At 41.4% G+C, this 15,865-nt stretch carries 15 protein-coding genes, 5 tRNA genes and 1 pseudogene; 16 read left to right on the plus strand and 5 right to left on the minus strand.

All coding sequences use genetic code 11. From position 1 onward, the window contains the following. The first annotated feature begins 96 nt into the window (after positions 1-96). The gene (gene fadR / locus GDK41_RS05155) at positions 97-810 is read left to right on the plus strand and encodes a fatty acid metabolism transcriptional regulator FadR (protein ID WP_152085406.1); all 714 of its coding nucleotides are present in this window, start codon (positions 97-99) and stop codon (positions 808-810) included. Between the two features lie 241 nt (positions 811-1,051). Further along, a pseudogene (locus GDK41_RS05160) lies at positions 1,052-1,657 on the plus strand (peroxiredoxin C). 190 nt (positions 1,658-1,847) lie between these two features. Here GDK41_RS05160 and GDK41_RS05165 read toward each other — a convergent pair. From GDK41_RS05165 to smrB, 3 genes are all read right to left on the minus strand, one after another. Beyond that, positions 1,848-2,111 (minus strand): hypothetical protein, encoded by a 264-nt coding sequence (locus GDK41_RS05165; protein ID WP_152085407.1) that lies wholly within the window; start codon positions 2,109-2,111, stop codon positions 1,848-1,850. Positions 2,112-2,284: 173 nt separating this feature from the next. Further along, entirely contained in the window at positions 2,285-3,085 is an 801-nt protein-coding gene (locus GDK41_RS05170; RefSeq protein WP_152085408.1) for a response regulator, read from the minus strand. Between the two features lie 96 nt (positions 3,086-3,181). Beyond that, the gene (gene smrB / locus GDK41_RS05175; protein WP_152085409.1) at positions 3,182-3,739 is read right to left on the minus strand and encodes an endonuclease SmrB; all 558 of its coding nucleotides are present in this window, start codon (positions 3,737-3,739) and stop codon (positions 3,182-3,184) included. An 89-nt stretch (positions 3,740-3,828) separates the two neighbouring features. Here smrB and prmB point away from each other — a divergent pair, with 89 nt between their 5' ends. The 4 genes from prmB (at position 3,829) to GDK41_RS05190 (ending at position 7,528) form a co-directional block, all read left to right on the plus strand. Then, complete coding sequence (gene prmB, locus GDK41_RS05180) at positions 3,829-4,764, plus strand: 50S ribosomal protein L3 N(5)-glutamine methyltransferase (protein WP_152087518.1); 936 nt, start codon at positions 3,829-3,831, stop codon at positions 4,762-4,764. A gap of 56 nt (positions 4,765-4,820) precedes the next feature. Then, a complete protein-coding gene (aroC, locus tag GDK41_RS05185) occupies positions 4,821-5,921 on the plus strand; it encodes a chorismate synthase (RefSeq protein ID WP_152085410.1) in 1,101 nt (366 codons plus the stop codon). 317 nt (positions 5,922-6,238) lie between these two features. Further along, entirely contained in the window at positions 6,239-6,415 is a 177-nt protein-coding gene (locus GDK41_RS20195) for a hypothetical protein (RefSeq protein WP_172971552.1), read from the plus strand. A 240-nt stretch (positions 6,416-6,655) separates the two neighbouring features. Continuing rightward, positions 6,656-7,528, plus strand: coding sequence for an MBL fold metallo-hydrolase (locus GDK41_RS05190; RefSeq protein WP_152085411.1), 873 nt, complete (start codon positions 6,656-6,658; stop codon positions 7,526-7,528). A gap of 185 nt (positions 7,529-7,713) precedes the next feature. On the opposite strand, the gene GDK41_RS05195 is transcribed toward GDK41_RS05190, so the two are convergent. Further along, complete coding sequence (locus GDK41_RS05195) at positions 7,714-8,322, minus strand: EF-hand domain-containing protein (protein WP_152085412.1); 609 nt, start codon at positions 8,320-8,322, stop codon at positions 7,714-7,716. A 382-nt stretch (positions 8,323-8,704) separates the two neighbouring features. Between GDK41_RS05195 and GDK41_RS05200 the strand changes: the two genes are divergently transcribed. Together GDK41_RS05200 and GDK41_RS05205 are read left to right on the plus strand one after the other, a co-directional pair. Beyond that, complete coding sequence (locus tag GDK41_RS05200; RefSeq protein WP_152085413.1) at positions 8,705-9,118, plus strand: hypothetical protein; 414 nt, start codon at positions 8,705-8,707, stop codon at positions 9,116-9,118. A gap of 146 nt (positions 9,119-9,264) precedes the next feature. Next, on the plus strand, positions 9,265-10,281 hold the full coding sequence (locus tag GDK41_RS05205) for a phytanoyl-CoA dioxygenase family protein (protein WP_172971553.1): 1,017 nt from the start codon (positions 9,265-9,267) through the stop codon (positions 10,279-10,281). Positions 10,282-10,323: 42 nt separating this feature from the next. Here GDK41_RS05205 and folD read toward each other — a convergent pair whose 3' ends face one another. Next, positions 10,324-11,178 carry a bifunctional methylenetetrahydrofolate dehydrogenase/methenyltetrahydrofolate cyclohydrolase FolD gene (folD, locus tag GDK41_RS05210; protein WP_152085415.1) on the minus strand — a complete coding sequence of 285 codons (855 nt, stop codon included), beginning with the start codon at positions 11,176-11,178 and terminating at the stop codon, positions 10,324-10,326. A gap of 341 nt (positions 11,179-11,519) precedes the next feature. On the opposite strand from folD, the gene GDK41_RS05215 reads away from it, so the two are divergent. The 8 genes from GDK41_RS05215 to clpX all read left to right on the plus strand — a co-directional run bounded on the left by GDK41_RS05215 (position 11,520) and on the right by clpX (position 15,761). Then, positions 11,520-11,596 (plus strand) — tRNA-Pro (locus GDK41_RS05215). Positions 11,597-11,633: 37 nt separating this feature from the next. Then, positions 11,634-11,710, plus strand: a tRNA-Arg gene (locus tag GDK41_RS05220). A gap of 24 nt (positions 11,711-11,734) precedes the next feature. Continuing rightward, positions 11,735-11,810, plus strand: a tRNA-His gene (locus GDK41_RS05225). Positions 11,811-11,824: 14 nt separating this feature from the next. Beyond that, positions 11,825-11,901: transfer RNA gene (locus GDK41_RS05230), tRNA-Pro, on the plus strand. Between the two features lie 23 nt (positions 11,902-11,924). Further along, positions 11,925-12,001, plus strand: a tRNA-Pro gene (locus GDK41_RS05235). A 281-nt stretch (positions 12,002-12,282) separates the two neighbouring features. Then, positions 12,283-13,587 (plus strand): trigger factor, encoded by a 1,305-nt coding sequence (gene tig / locus GDK41_RS05240; protein WP_152085416.1) that lies wholly within the window; start codon positions 12,283-12,285, stop codon positions 13,585-13,587. A 149-nt stretch (positions 13,588-13,736) separates the two neighbouring features. Next, on the plus strand, positions 13,737-14,354 hold the full coding sequence (gene clpP / locus GDK41_RS05245) for an ATP-dependent Clp endopeptidase proteolytic subunit ClpP (RefSeq protein WP_152085417.1): 618 nt from the start codon (positions 13,737-13,739) through the stop codon (positions 14,352-14,354). A gap of 123 nt (positions 14,355-14,477) precedes the next feature. Continuing rightward, positions 14,478-15,761, plus strand: coding sequence for an ATP-dependent protease ATP-binding subunit ClpX (clpX, locus tag GDK41_RS05250; RefSeq protein WP_152085418.1), 1,284 nt, complete (start codon positions 14,478-14,480; stop codon positions 15,759-15,761). Positions 15,762-15,865 lie beyond the last annotated feature (104 nt).

Below are 15,865 nucleotides of genomic sequence, written 5' to 3' on the forward strand. Positions count from 1 at the left end.
GTTGAATCATCTTCTTTGCTTGTTAGTTGGAAATCATCTGGTACAATCAGTGGATTGCAGAGAGTGCGTTCACATATTCTAAAAAAGTGGTGCTAAATGAGAATTTTCAAAGCCAAAAGCCCAGCCGGATTTGCTGAGGAGTATATTGTTGAATCTATATGGAATGGAGAATTTCCACCTGGTTCTATTTTACCCGCAGAGCGAGAATTGTCTGAGCTAATTGGCGTTACAAGAACTACTTTGCGTGAAGTACTTCAACGTCTTGCTCGTGATGGTTGGTTGACTATTCAGCATGGTAAGCCAACTCGAGTGAATAATTTTTGGGAAACATCAGGATTAAACATTTTAGAGACACTTGCTCGCCTTGACGAAGACAAAATGCCTGAATTAACCGATCAGTTATTGTCTGCTCGTACTAATATTAGTGCTATTTATACACGTGCTGCAATTAAGTTTAATCCTGAGTCTGTTATAGACATCTTATCAAAAAGCGATGAATTAGAAGATTCAGCAGAGGCGTTTGCTGAATACGATTATAGGGTACACCATCAACTGGCTATTGCGGGCAACAACCGTATTTATGTTCTGGTATTGAATGGTTTTAAAGGGTTGTATTCTAAAATCGGTGGTCATTACTTTTCAGATCCTCGTACCAGAGAGCTTGCTAGACAATTTTATAAAGATTTAACCGCGCTAGCAGAAGAAAGAAACCACGACGGCGCAATTTCATTAATGCGTAAGTATGGTCATAAAACGGGCGAAATTTGGCAGCAACTTCGTGGTGAAATGCCCGATAACATTATGGATTAGCAATATCTATTTTGAGCCTCGTTTTACGAGGCTTTTTTTTGCCTATATTGCAGGGTCATCAAAAAAATAGATTATAGTTATCGTTTAATTCGATTGTTATTTTTGGTAGAGGCAGCATAAACTGATGCCACAATTTTTGGGGTTGTTTTTTTTAAGTTTGCCTCAATATAGCTAACAATGCTTAAGTGCATGGATATGTGCTAAGCAATTGGACAAAAAACCTAACTATTTGGAGAAAACAATGGGTGTATTAGTTGGCCGTCAGGCTCCAGACTTTACAGCAGCAGCAGTACTAGGTAATGGCGAGATCGTAGATAGCTACAATCTTCATGAAAACATCAAAGGTAAAAAAGCAGTTATCTTCTTTTACCCACTAGACTTCACTTTTGTTTGCCCGTCTGAGTTGATCGCGTTTGATAAGCGTTTTGAAGAATTTCAAAAACGTGGTGTAGAAGTAATTGGTGTTTCTATCGACTCTCAATTCTCACACAATGCATGGCGTAATACTCCTGTAAACGAAGGTGGTATTGGTCCGGTGAAATACGCACTTGTTGCAGACGTGAAGCATGAAATTTGTTAAGCGTACGATGTTGAGCACCCAGAAGCTGGTGTTGCGTTCCGTGGTTCTTTCTTAATTGATGAAGAAGGTAATGTACGTCACCAAGTAGTTAACGATCTTCCTTTAGGTCGTAACATCGACGAAATGCTACGTATGGTAGATGCTCTAGCGTTCCATAGCGAGCACGGTGAAGTTTGTCCTGCAGGTTGGACTGAAGGTAAAGCAGGTATGGATGCAAGCCCTGAGGGTGTTGCTAAGTTCCTATCTGAAAACGAAGGCGCGCTATAAACCGCATTAAGTTTTTGAAAACCCGCCGCTAGGCGGGTTTTTCTTTGCCTGCGCACCTTAGTTTCTTCCATAGTTACCATCGCGTTACCCCAAACTTAGCCTTTGACCTAATATTCGCACTATTTCGATGCTTGCATACGCTACAAATGTGCTGATCACCGGTAGCGCAAGCAAGCTCACTAGCATCCATTCATTCGCCATGGTTTGCTACCTCTTCAGGTGTTTGCTCGTTGGTAGCGACTGTTTGCTCACTGATTGAATCTAAAGAAATAGTTACAGACTCAAGTGTGGTCGCTTTCAGTTCCTCGATACTATTGCTAATGCTGCTAGCGATAGCGTTGCTAATTACATTAGACAATTCATTAGTAATATCGTTAGTTAATTCATTTGCTTGAGTTGACACGCTTGCACCACATAGTAATACGATTGCTGTTAGTTGAGTAAAAGTTTTCATGATATTGCTCCTGTTTAATAAGTTAGTCGCAATAGGTATTACAAAGGTTGTGCCATATTATTAAAAAATTTTATCGCATTGATATGAAAGGTTTTTTTATTTTTCCTGAAGTGGGCAGAATCACTGTTTTGTGAAACTGACCACCAGTTTTAGTGAGAAATGCGAAATTTTAGTTAATCTTGTTCAAGAAGTTGATAAATGAGTTTTTTAACGGTTTCAGGTTCAAATGGTTTATCACAAAGAGCATTAACGCCCGATTGCATAATATTGGATAAGTGGGTGTCATTTGCTTCTGATGTAACCATAAGAATAGGGATGTGAGCGTGCTCATCGCTATTGCGTATGGTTTCTGTTAATTCTTGGCCATTAACTTGCGGCATGTTGTAATCGGTTACAATCAAATCAAACATGTCGTTTTGTAGTATGTCAATTGCTTGAGCACCATCTTCGGCCTCTGTAAATCTTTGTGCTCCTAGGTTAGTCATAACTCGGCGAATGTGTTTTCGCGCTAATCTAGAGTCGTCAACAATGAGGACTCTTAAATCGTGGACGTCATACAAATCTAGTTCAAGCTCTTGAGGCGATAAAATATCTAGCGTAGCGTTGATGGCTTTGCCAAGATGCAGTTTGTTAAATGGTTTTGGCAAAATAGCGATGACGCCTGCTTGTTTAAATACTTCGAGTTGTTCTTTACGTGTTTCGCTGGAAATCAACATAAAAGGAATTGAATATTGACTGAGTTCATGGTTGATATAGTACTGAACATCAACAGCACTGCCATCCGGAAGATGTAAACAAGAGATGATTAAATCAGGAATATTATTGGCTAACTGTTTTTTTGCATCTGCAATTGAGTCTGCAAAATCAATGTTGAGAATGCCTTCGTCATGTAGTTCTTTGGTAATGATTTTTCTTTGAGTAGGAGATGGCTCAATAAGCATAATTGCTAAATCTGCACTCAGTAATTCGTTCATATAGCCCTGTTCAAGTATTATGTTAATTTTTATTCAGGGCATATTAACGAAACAAGGTGCGCTGGGCCAGAAAATTCATAAAGACTTCAAGATTAGTTAGCGTCTAAACTCATGTGATTGTGGTAGATCTATAAGTATCAGAACCGCGCCTTTTCCGCCGTATTCTAGTGGTGCTTGGTGCATCGCTAATATGTCAGGGTGCTGGACCAAGTACTGAGGTACTTTGTGCTTTAAAATATGCTCACCAATACCGTGTACTACACAGGCACAGTAATAGTGTTGTTTCTTACATGCATGAATCAATGCGGCCAGTTCCTCCTTTGCCATGTCTTTGTTCAGTCCATGCAAGTCTAAAATTAGTTCAGGCGCAAAGTCTCCTCGGCGTAATTGTTTTGCTAGGTACCTGTCAGCTCCGGGTTTAACATAATTTACGGTGCCGTTAGTATCTATATCGGGGATATATTCATCGGAAAAATAAAATTCAGACTGGTGCTGTTTTTTTTGTGTGGCAAGTTCGTTTAGCTTTGGCTTGCTAGGCGCTTTATCAAAGCGTACTGTATCTTGTTTAAGCTGTTTTGCACCAGCAATCGACTGACGAAATAAATCGAGGTCAGCAGCATCAATCATGGGTGTAGGAGAAGATTGTTTTTTCATTGTGACATTCTAATTAAAAAAAGCGTAAAAACCCAGCTTAAAAACCGCTACAATAGCGCCAGTAGCATAATATGACTGAGATAAAAAATATGAGCGAATTCCAGATAACAGAAGCCCTAACAGAAGAAACAGTAAATGATTTACTTACTATAAGGGATTGGCTACGTTGGACAACAAGTCAATTTGCAAGCGAAGGGGTGTTTTTTGGACATGGCACCGATAATGCGTGGGATGAAGCGGTCAGTTTAGTTTTACCAATCTTAAACTTACCGTTGGACACACCAACAGAATTGATGAATTCGCGTTTAACCCGTTCAGAGAAAATACGCCTACTTAGTTACATCGAAACGCGTATTGTAGAGCGCACACCGGTTGCATATCTAACAAACCAGGCATGGTTTGCAGGTATGCCATTTTATGTAGACGAAAGAGTATTGGTTCCTCGCTCACCATTTGCTGAGCTCATTAACAAAAAGTTCAGTCCTTGGATCAGCAAAGAACAAACAACCACTCGTATTTTAGATATGTGCACAGGGTCGGCATGTATAGCTATTGCTTTAGCACAAGCTTTCCCAGAGGCTCAAGTAGATGCGGTTGATATCTCTTATGATGCTTTGGAAGTGGCGACAATTAATATTGAAGATTACATGTTACAGGACCAAGTGTTTGCAATTCAGTCAGATGTGTATAGTGGCATCGAAGGTCAAAAGTACGACTTAATTGTTGCCAACCCGCCATATGTAGATGCAGAGGACATGGCTGATTTACCCCATGAGTTTCATCATGAACCAGAGCTAGGTTTAGCCTCCGGTGAAGACGGACTAGATGTAACGAGGACAATTTTGCAACAAGCGGCTGAGCACTTGACAGACAGCGGATTGCTATTTGTCGAAGTTGGCAACTCTATGGTACATATGGAAGCGCTGTACCCTGGGGCACCATTTGAATGGGTTGAATTTGAACATGGTGGGTTAGGTGTATTTGTAGTTTCAAAGCAACAACTTGTAGATTATTTTAACGACTAAGTTTAGGTGTAAATCTAGCTCAGTGGTAGTGGGGTCATTTGGAATGAGGAAAGATAATGGCAGGTAATAGCATAGGTCAGCTTTTTAAAGTAAGTACCTTTGGTGAGAGTCACGGTCCTGCGCTCGGTGGGGTAGTTGACGGTGTACCAGCGGGGCTTGAACTTTGTGAAGCAGACTTACAAATTGATTTAGATAGACGAAAGCCGGGGCAAAGCCGCTACACCACTCAACGCAGAGAGGGGGATGAAATTAAAATTCTCTCTGGTGTATTTGAGGGTAAAACAACGGGTACTAGTATTGGCTTATTAATAGAAAATACCGATCAACGCTCTAAAGATTATGGCAAAATCGCGGATGTTTTTCGCCCAGGTCACGGTGACTACACTTATTGGCATAAGTATGGTCATCGAGACTATCGAGGTGGTGGCCGCTCATCAGCCCGAGAAACCGCAATTCGTGTTGCTGCAGGTGGCATAGCTAAAAAATATTTGCGTCAAGTGCATGGCATAGAGATTAACGCATGTTTATCACAGTTAGGACCGATTAAAGCGGAAAAATTTGATTGGACAGCCGTTGAACACAACCCCTTCTTTTTCCCTGATGAGACTAAGCTTGAAGCACTTGACGAGTACATGCGAGATTTGAAAAAGTCTGGAGACTCGATTGGTGCCAAGGTCATGGTCGTGGCGAAGAGTGTGCCTGTTGGACTAGGTGAGCCTGTGTTTGATCGCCTTGATGCAGAGCTTGCTCACTCTTTAATGAGTATCAACGCAGTTAAAGGGGTTGAGATTGGCGATGGCTTTGCAGTAGTCGAGCAAAAGGGCTCAGAGCATCGAGATGAACTAACACCAAGTGGATTTACCAGTAACCATGCCGGTGGTGTACTAGCGGGGATCTCGACCGGGCAGGATATTGTTGCGTCTATTGCGTTAAAACCAACGTCAAGTATTACTATCCCAGGGCAAAGTATTAACACCTCAAATGAACCTGTTGAAATGGTTACTAAAGGTCGCCATGACCCATGTGTTGGTATACGTGCAATTCCAATTGCAGAAGCAATGATGGCGATTACCTTGATGGATCATTTGTTGCGTCAAAGGGGGCAGAACCCTGATTTGAACTTACCGCATGGACCAATTAAAGGACAAGCGCGCTAAAATAAAAGTGTGCAGCTAAGAGCCTTTGAACCTAGCTGCACATACTACTTCCTAATAATATCAAACATTAATTAACCGTTTTCTTGTCAAAACAGCACTCATTTCAAGCCGAAAAAAATTAACATGACTTTGTAAAGTTCAGCTGAAAGTTTCAATTAAGCACGTCAGTTTATAAATTTTTTTATTGTCTAGAATACTTAAACACTGGGGTAGCTGTAAAAAGTGACAGTCATTTTGCATAGGATTGTGCATCACTAAGTGCTAGTCTGATCTGGCGTAAATTAGGTACGCTAACAAGAATATTTTAAGGAATGAAAATGAAAATACAGTTAAATAAAAAGCAGTTGAAAACTTTGAGTGCAAGCAAAGAAATTAATAACCTAGCAACCCAAAAAATTGCTGCAGGTCACGCTAATGTGAATCCAGCATCTTGGACGTCAGTAATGATTTTTTGCGATGCGCGCACAGGACTTTGCCCAGTAGATCCTAAATGATAAACGGGTGATCACAATAGGTTCACGTTCATCGTGGGCCTATTATCGTAAAATTTTTTTTAAAAGTAACTGAATATAACCACCATGATGTTTTCTAATATCTCCCTTCTTGCAATGCCAACTCACAAGGTGAAGCTACTAGCTAAGCCATGCTTCAAATGATTATTGACTAAACAAAGGTGTTTTTTAATCTAATAGCTGCTAAAGGTTGTAGTGGTAGAAAAAAAATGGGGTTTAACAATGAAAAAAAATAGCTATTTAGCGAGCATTGTTTTAGGTGCTTTCTTTCTCTCGCATACCGCCTGGGCTGAAGTTAACTTTAAAATACAGCAGCTATCGAATAACCTGCATGTGCTCTATGGACAGGGTGGAAATATTGCAATTAGTACAGGTAAAGATGGCATCTATATTGTTGATGACCAGTTTGCAAAACTGAGTGATGATATTAAAAAGCAAATTAACGAGCTACAACCGGGTGCTCCCGAGTTTGTTATAAATACGCATCATCATGGGGATCACACCGGTGGTAATGAAAACTTTGCTCAAGCGGGAAGTCATGTTATTGCACATAATAATGTTTATAACAGGTTGAAAACGAAGCATGGAGATGACTCAAAATACTTACCCGTGATTAGTTTTAGTAAAGATCTGACCCTGCATTTTAATGGGGAGCAAGCGCATTTGTGGCATTTTGCGCATGCCCATACAGATGGCGATGCTGTTATTTTTTATAAGACTGCCAACGTTGTGCATATGGGCGATATCTTCTTTAACTTAGATAGTTTACCGTTTGTTGATGTGGACAGCGGAGGCTCTTTGGATGGGGTTATATATGCGGTTCGAGCTACGTTGGAACGTATCGACAACGATACTAAAGTTATTCCTGGTCACGGTCCAGTCACAAACAAGCAGGGTTTGGCGCAATACAAGCGGTTGTTAGAAAACGCCAAGCTGCTCATGCAGACATCAATACAGGCACATAAAACCTTAGAAGAAGTTTTGGAAAATAAACCTCTTGAACCGTTAAAGTTGAATTATTCAGGTTGGCTACCACAAAGCAGGGTCACAGAGCTGTTTTATCGGAGCTTACAAGAACAAGCACACAAACATTAATTCTGGCTGTTTTACTTTTAGTGGTTTCTGAGTAAATTCATAATTATTGTTGGATGGCGGCGCTACGCGCCGTATGCCGACCTACATCAAAGGGTAGGTTGGTTAAGTCGAAGGCGCCACCCAACAAAGTTTCAGATTCACGCCTTGAAGTCTGCTTTTGACACAAAGCCCGTTGGTTAAGATATTTACAAAGGGTCGTTAGTTGGCACTATACTTTCAATACATGCTTTTACTGTATCTTTGGTTGCGCGTTTGCGCTCACCCTGTTGAATAAACTCTTCTAAAGTTATATCACCGCTGCTATCGGCATCCATCATTGAAAAAACGTCTGTTTCATGTGACGTTAAAGCAGCTGTAATTTCAGCTAAGCTAATACCGCCACTGTTATCGGTATCAAGTTGGGCAAATTTTGTCTCTGGTGCAGCAAATTTAGTTACATCAGGTACGATGATATTGCTATTACCTGTCGCGTCTTTGGTGTCTTGCACACACTGCACAATATCAGAGGCAAACTCCGATAGGTCAATGCTGTGGCGCTTTTTACTTAAATATTCATCTAATTCGATTTCAGAGCTCGTATTAGTGTCTGCACGGTCCAGTTTTTTTTGTGCTTTGGCATCGACATTGGCAAGCAATTCATCGATGGTAATCGTATTACTTTGATCAGCATCCAATTTTGCAAACACAACTTCAGGGGCTTTATGGCGGCCTTTTCTTGCTTCAGCTTGAGCGCTTACAGTAAGTGTTGTTAACGTTGCTGTGATAATTGCGATATTAATAATTGAACGTTTCATAACTTGTCTCTCTTATGTCATGGGTTAAGTTTGCTAACCGTTTCCGACCATATGATGCACGGGTCGCTGCGGTGTTGATTTATAAGATGGATGACAATTGTGCAAAAAATGTGGCAATAAGTTGCCTTTACATAAATTTACATAGGATGGGTGATATTGTTCTTGCTAGTGAAGCTTTCTTATGGGACCTGCACTTTTCGTTAGTGACTATTCCTATAAATAGCGTATGGCGCAGTTTTATACTCAATTAAATCAAACTTCTTTGACATAATTTTTCCTAGTCTACAAGTTAGATTGAGATTATCGTTCAAACACTTCATTAAAGGCATGCTAATTGCTGTGCGTATGTAGTTGACACCAGCTATCTATCAAGGAGATAACCATGCTGCTTTTTAATGGTATCTATGAGCCAGTAAAGAAAAATACGAATGTAACCAAAAACCCGCAAGGGCCTCGCCCAAACATACAGCAGTTTGAAAAAGAAATGGCACGAGCTCAACCTTCAGCTGTGAGTGAACAACTTCGCAATAAAGATGTTTCAACTTACATGCGTAACCAGAGCTTTTTGGAAAAAGCACAAGAAGCAGCACTGTTGCAACGCTTGGGAGTGAACAAGGAAAAACTTGAGGAGCTTAAAGAGCAGCTCGAGGTTCTAGATAAGCTGTTGGCAGAAGGAAAAATATCGCAGGAAGACTATCAGCAACAAAAAGAATCGATAGAGCAAGAAATAGCGAAAGAATATGAGCAAGCTCAAAAGAGAAGAGAACAGCAAGAGCGGGCACAGGGTAAAGTTTAACGAACAAAAAACAAGCTACACATCAACTCCTTATAACCCTAGTAATTAAACAAGATAGTAGCAGTTTAGCTCTCTAAATGTTTTTATAGATTGATACAAAGGCCAATGTGTTAAAAATAAAGCAAAGCATGAATTGGAAATCAGCTATGAAAGAATGCAATAGTTCACAAGAGTTATTTAATGAGGATGATACTCACTTAGAGTTGTTGGAAGCTATTTGGCTGCGCACTAGAGATGCAATTCTTAGTAATCAAATGCCAAGTGGAGGGGTGATTTCAGATGCAGATAAAGCCGTATTTGATCTATTCGGGATGAACTGGCAACACACTATTTTGGCTTTATATCATCATGCGCACTCCTACAAAGACTTTTTAGAGCATATTAAACCTTATGCAAATATAAACAAATTGGCGCTGGAACGCATAAAGGCGTATTTATCGGGGCATGCTCAGCCGCAAGAAGCACTGAACCTGTTCGAAGAAATAAAGGGTATGGATAACGTATTAAATGACTCTCAAATACAACAGTGGCAAAGAGATGGCTACGTTATACTGAAGGAAGCGCTAGATATACAACAATGCCAAGCATCTATTAATGCCATTGCTGGTTTTTTACAAATAGACATAACGGATCGCACGCAGTGGTATAACTGCGCCAATCGAAAGGGCATCATGGTGGAACTAACGCATCATGCTGCGTTGATAGCGGCGAGAAATAGCAAGCGCATTCATAAGGCCTTTAGCCAGCTGTGGCAAACGGAAAACTTAATAGTATCTGCGGATAGGTGTGGTTTTAACCCACCTCACACCGAACATCATCCATTTTCAGGGCCTGACTTGCATTGGGATGTCGATTTAACAAAGCCACTTACGTTTGGTACTCAAGGGATTGTGTATTTAACTGATACCGATGCGCAACAAGGGGCCTTAACGTTAGTTCCAGGGTTTCATCTTCATCTAAAGAGCAGAGTTGATGAATTTAAAAACCAGCAACATGAGATTGATTTACATAAGCTAGGTTCAAAACCTGTACCTGCAAAAGCTGGGGACATGATAATTTGGCACCATTTTTTGCCACATGGGAGTCGTGCAAATTTGACGGATAAGCCAAGAATTGTGCAGTACATTAATATGTACCCTTTCCCAAAAGAAATTGAGCAATAAAAAAGGAGCCACATATGAGCTCCTTAAAATCAAAACGGCTTTTTAGCTATGGTATTTCTCACACGCTTCTAAGGTGTTTTCGATTAGGCTAGCTACTGTCATAGGGCCCACACCACCGGGGACAGGCGTTATAAAGCTCGCTTTTTGCTCAGCTACACCATATTGTACATCACCTACTAGTTTGCCAGACTCTAAACGGTTAATACCAACATCTATCACGATTGCACCTTCTTTTATCCAATCACCCGGAATGAATTCAGGTTTACCTACGGCAACAACTAACAGGTCAGCACGCCTTACATGCGCTTCTAGGTCTTGCGTAAATTTGTGACATACGGTTGTGGTACACCCTGCAAGTAATAATTCTAAAGACATTGGACGCCCCACAATGTTTGACGCGCCAACCACGACTGCATGCATTCCTTTGTAGCGAACACCCGTTGAATCAAGTAGTGTAATAATACCTTTTGGTGTACAGGGCCTAAGCGCAGGCATTCTCTGCGCCAATCGACCGATATTATATGGGTGGAAGCCGTCGACATCTTTATGTGGATGAATACGTTCGAGAATTTTTTCTGCGTCTAACCCCTCAGGTAAAGGTAACTGCACTAGAATTCCGTCAACTTCTGGATCTGTATTCAACGCATCTACGAGTTCAAGTAGTTGCTGTTCACTTGCATCACCTGGTAAGTCAAATGATTTAGAAATAAAGCCGACCTCTTCACAAGCTTTGCGCTTTGAGCCGACATAGACCTGACTTGCTGGGTCTTGCCCTACTAATACTACTGCAAGTCCTGGAGCACGTAAGCCTTGTTCAACGCGTTCGGCAACACGTTTTGTTACTGTAGTGCGTACTTGTTTGGCGATTGCCTTACCATCGATGATGTTTGCCGTCATGGGTGACCTTTATTGGGATTAAAAACTTGAACGAACATGAGCGTATAGGGGTTAAGCTCAAAATGCCACTACCATATAAACTAGTAGCGCCGCTATTTTCTCAGAAAACAGCGCATGCGCCAAGCTGATATCTACTTTTTACCATGCTGAAGTGCATAAAGAACTAGATATGGCAGACAAAATTGTATAAATTTCAGCTAAGTGATCTGCTTTTTATACATTTTGTAGCAAAAGTAGCCACTTGAAAGCTTTTTTTTAAAAAGTGTTTGACCTAGTTCGGTCAAATCACTATTATGCACCCCGTTGTCAACGAGCACTGCTCAAAACAACGCAATAAGTATCGGCGATTAGCGCAGTTTGGTAGCGCACTTGGTTTGGGTCCAAGGGGTCGCAGGTTCAAATCCTGCATCGCCGACCACTTTAAAATAAGAATAGCAACATGAAGATGTTCGTATGCGCCCTTAGCTCAGCTGGATAGAGCAACGCCCTTCTAAGGCGTCGGTCGAAGGTTCGAATCCTTCAGGGTGCGCCATTCTTATTTAGTCCTTATGTAGTGGCGGCTGTAGCTCAGTTGGTAGAGCCCTGGATTGTGATTCCGGTTGTCGTGGGTTCAAGTCCCATCAGTCGCCCCATCTACATACTCAGTCGGCGATTAGCGCAGTTTGGTAGCGCACTTGGTTTGGGTCCAAGGGGTCGCAGGTTCAAATCCTGCATCGCCGACCACTTCATAAAAAGCACAATGTTATCGGCGATTAGCGCAGTTTGGTAGCGCACTTGGTTTGGGTCCAAGGGGTCGCAGGTTCAAATCCTGCATCGCCGACCACCACATCACACACCTACTTATAAAATCAAAAATTAACTAACTTTTAACCGTTCAGCCCGTATTTCTTCATAAATTTATCCTGATAGCTCGACTAAACATTTTTATAGGTTATAATGCCGCGTCTATTGTTTAACATAGGGCCCATGAAGGGCAGGCAACAAGAGTGACACATGCAATTGGTGCTCAAAACGGGCTTCCGTGGATACGCTGATTAAGGCATGATGTGCAACTTGTTTGTAAGGAAGGCGCGTTGTCGCCAAAATTGAAGATTGAGGTAAATCATGCAAGTTTCTGTTGAGACGACTCAAGGCCTTGAGCGCCGTCTGACTATCACCGTTCCTGCAGAGAACGTTGAGACTGAAGTTAAAAAACGCTTACAACAACTGTCTAAAACCCAGCGTATCGATGGTTTCCGTCCTGGTAAAGTACCAGTGTCTGTTATCAACAAGCGTTTTGGTGCAGCTGTTCGTCAAGAAGTTGCTGGTGAATTAATGCAGCGTAACTATATCGAGGCGATTGTTGCTGAGAAAATTAACCCTGCAGGTGCACCTTCGTTCGCGCCTAAATCACTAGAAGCAGGTAAAGATCTTGAGTTTGACGCAACTTTTGAAGTTTACCCAGAAGTTGAATTAAAAGACTTGGATAAAATCTCAGTTGAGAAGCCAGTTGTTGATGTAACTGACGAAGATTTAGCAAACATGTTAGAAACGCTTCGCAAGCAACACGCTACTTGGGTTGAAAGTGATGCAGCTGCCGGTGAAAATGACCGTGTGACTATTGACTTTTTAGGTACTGTTGATGGTGAAGAGTTCGAAGGTGGTAAGGCTGAAGACTTCCCACTAGAGCTTGGTCAAGGTCGTATGATCCCTGGCTTCGAAGACAACATCGTAGGTAAAAAAGCGGGTGAAGAAGTTGTAGCTGACGTAACTTTCCCTGAAGAGTACCATGCGGAAAACTTAAAAGGTAAGCCTGCTCAGTTCACTATCACAGTGAAAAAAGTAGAAGTGCAGGAATTGCCAGAGCTGGATGACGAGTTTGCAACTAAGTTTGGTGTTGCAGAAGGCGGCGTTGACGCACTTAAAGAAGAAGTTAAAAAGAATATGACTCGTGAGCTTTCACAAGCGGTTAAAGCTAACGTGAAAGATCAAGCAATCAAGGGTCTACTTGAAAATAACGAAACAGACGTGCCTAAAGCGTTGATTGATCAAGAAATTGATGCGCTTCGCCAACAAGCTGCACAACGTTTTGGTGGTAACGCACAAAACATGCCTGAGCTACCTGCTGAACTTTTCCACGAGCAAGCAGTAACTCGCGTTAAAACAGGTCTTTTACTTGGTGAAGTGATCAAAGCGAACGACATCAAAGTTGATGAAGCTAAAGTTGATGAGTTAATCGAAACTGTTGCTTCAGCATACGAAGATCCAAGCGAAGTTGTTGCTTATTACAAGAGTAACGATCAGATGATGCAACAGATGCGTAATGTTGCAATGGAAGAGCAAGCTGTAGAAGCTATTTTAGCGGCTGCACAGGTTTCTGAAGTTGAGAAAGCATTTGATGACATCATGAATCCTCAGCAAGGTGCATAATAAGTCATTGACTTAACGCTAAGCTAACGATTTAATGGCTCGAGATGTTCTACAAAAATTTGTAGTTTGTCCGAGCCATTTTTATTTGTAGGCAAGAATACCAACCACAAGCAGCCTGCTTAGAACGCTGCGGATTAAGGAATAAAAATATGAATGACGGTATGATCGATCCTTTCAATGCATTAGTACCAATGGTTGTTGAGCAAACAGCTAAGGGTGAGCGCTCTTTCGATATTTATTCGCGCCTTTTAAAAGAGCGTATTATTTTCTTAACAGGGCAAGTTGAAGATCAGATGGCAAATTTGATCGTAGCGCAGTTATTGTTTTTAGAATCAGAAAGCCCAGAAAAAGATATTTATCTTTATATAAATTCTCCAGGTGGTTCAGTAACCGCGGGTATGTCTATTTATGACACTATGAATTTTATCAAGCCAGATGTAAGCACTGTGTGTGTAGGCCAAGCTGCAAGTATGGGGGCATTTTTACTTTCTGGTGGCGCAAAAGGAAAACGTTACTGTTTGCCTAATTCTCGTGTAATGATCCACCAACCTTTGGGTGGGTTCCAAGGCCAAGCGTCTGATTTTGAGATCCATGCAAAAGAGATTTTGTCGATAAAAGAGAAGTTAAACAGACTTATGGCAGAGCACACAGGGCAGCCGTATGATATTGTTTCGCGTGATACTGATCGTGATAACTTTATGAGTGCACATGAAGCTGTAGAGTATGGCCTGGTAGATGCAGTTCATACACGCAGAGAAATTAAGTAAACTTTCTTTGAGCGAGCTTTAAACCTCGCTCTACAACTATGCTAAAGTGAATTTTATTTGGTATAGTTAGAATAATGTATATGGTTACCGCATACGGTAACAACGAAAATAAGAGGTAGCTGAATGTCAGACACTCCAACAGACGGCGACAAAAGTAATAAACTCTTGTACTGCTCTTTTTGTGGTAAGAGCCAGCATGAAGTACGCAAATTAATTGCCGGCCCATCGGTTTATATTTGCGATGAATGCGTCGAACTGTGTAACGACATCATTAGGGAAGAGATCAAGGATATTGCACCCAAGCACGATGCAGGTGACAAGCTCCCAGTTCCAAAAGAAATTAGAAATCATCTAGATGATTATGTTATCGGCCAGGAACATGCCAAAAAGGTGTTGTCTGTAGCGGTATACAATCATTACAAGCGATTGCGTAGTCAGGGCGCGAAAAGCGACGTAGAGCTGAGTAAGAGTAATATTTTGCTAATAGGCCCGACTGGTAGTGGTAAGACATTGCTGGCTGAGACGCTAGCAAGGCTACTTGACGTGCCATTTACTATGGCTGATGCAACAACGCTCACTGAAGCAGGTTATGTTGGTGAAGATGTTGAAAACATCATTCAGAAGTTGCTACAAAAATGCGACTACGACGTTGAGAAGGCTCAGCGTGGTATCGTGTACATAGATGAAATAGACAAGATTTCGCGCAAGTCAGACAACCCATCGATCACTCGGGATGTTTCTGGTGAAGGGGTTCAGCAAGCACTGCTGAAACTCATCGAAGGAACTGTTGCATCTGTACCACCTCAAGGTGGTCGTAAGCATCCACAGCAAGAGTTTTTACAGGTCGATACCTCAAAAATCTTGTTTATCTGCGGCGGTGCATTTGCTGGCTTAGATAAAGTGATAGAGCAACGCAGCCATAAAAACACAGGCATCGGTTTTGGTGCTAATGTTAAATCGTCTGATTCTACTCGCTCATTAAGTGAAACCTTTAAAGACGTTGAGCCAGAAGACTTAGTAAAATATGGTTTAATTCCAGAATTTATTGGTCGCTTGCCAGTGGTAGCAACGCTTACAGAATTGGATGAAGATGCACTAATCCAAATCTTGAATGAACCCAAAAATGCATTAACAAAACAGTTTGCTGCTTTATTTAAAATGGAAGAAGTTGAGCTTGAGTTTAGAGAAGATGCATTGAAGGCGATTGCGCATAAAGCGATGGAGCGAAAAACCGGTGCCCGTGGTTTGCGCTCAATTGTTGAAGGCGTGTTGCTAGACACCATGTATGAGCTGCCATCAATTGAAAACGTAAGCAAAGTCGTTGTGGATGAGACCGTGATTAAAGGTGAATCGGATCCCATTCTAATTTACGAAAATAGCCCTCAGGATAAAGCAGTTTCTGAGTAAGCTTGCTAATCATGTAAAAAGGAGCCAATGGCTCCTTTTTTTATCAATGAGTTGAACTTTATAACCACTATCCCCATATAGATTGGTATTAATAAAAATTAACG

Source organism: Pseudoalteromonas sp. A25, assembly GCF_009176705.1.
Lineage (GTDB): Bacteria > Pseudomonadota > Gammaproteobacteria > Enterobacterales > Alteromonadaceae > Pseudoalteromonas.

Coding starts and splice junctions, on each gene's coding strand:
- fadR (WP_152085406.1), top strand. CDS start 97: ATGAGAATTTTCAAAGCCAAAAGCCCAGCCGGATTTGCTGAGGAGTAT.
- GDK41_RS05165 (WP_152085407.1), bottom strand. CDS start 2,111: ATGAAAACTTTTACTCAACTAACAGCAATCGTATTACTATGTGGTGCA.
- GDK41_RS05170 (WP_152085408.1), bottom strand. CDS start 3,085: ATGAACGAATTACTGAGTGCAGATTTAGCAATTATGCTTATTGAGCCA.
- smrB (WP_152085409.1), bottom strand. CDS start 3,739: ATGAAAAAACAATCTTCTCCTACACCCATGATTGATGCTGCTGACCTC.
- prmB (WP_152087518.1), top strand. CDS start 3,829: ATGAGCGAATTCCAGATAACAGAAGCCCTAACAGAAGAAACAGTAAAT.
- aroC (WP_152085410.1), top strand. CDS start 4,821: ATGGCAGGTAATAGCATAGGTCAGCTTTTTAAAGTAAGTACCTTTGGT.
- GDK41_RS20195 (WP_172971552.1), top strand. CDS start 6,239: ATGAAAATACAGTTAAATAAAAAGCAGTTGAAAACTTTGAGTGCAAGC.
- GDK41_RS05190 (WP_152085411.1), top strand. CDS start 6,656: ATGAAAAAAAATAGCTATTTAGCGAGCATTGTTTTAGGTGCTTTCTTT.
- GDK41_RS05195 (WP_152085412.1), bottom strand. CDS start 8,322: ATGAAACGTTCAATTATTAATATCGCAATTATCACAGCAACGTTAACA.
- GDK41_RS05200 (WP_152085413.1), top strand. CDS start 8,705: ATGCTGCTTTTTAATGGTATCTATGAGCCAGTAAAGAAAAATACGAAT.
- GDK41_RS05205 (WP_172971553.1), top strand. CDS start 9,265: ATGAAAGAATGCAATAGTTCACAAGAGTTATTTAATGAGGATGATACT.
- folD (WP_152085415.1), bottom strand. CDS start 11,178: ATGACGGCAAACATCATCGATGGTAAGGCAATCGCCAAACAAGTACGC.
- tig (WP_152085416.1), top strand. CDS start 12,283: ATGCAAGTTTCTGTTGAGACGACTCAAGGCCTTGAGCGCCGTCTGACT.
- clpP (WP_152085417.1), top strand. CDS start 13,737: ATGAATGACGGTATGATCGATCCTTTCAATGCATTAGTACCAATGGTT.
- clpX (WP_152085418.1), top strand. CDS start 14,478: ATGTCAGACACTCCAACAGACGGCGACAAAAGTAATAAACTCTTGTAC.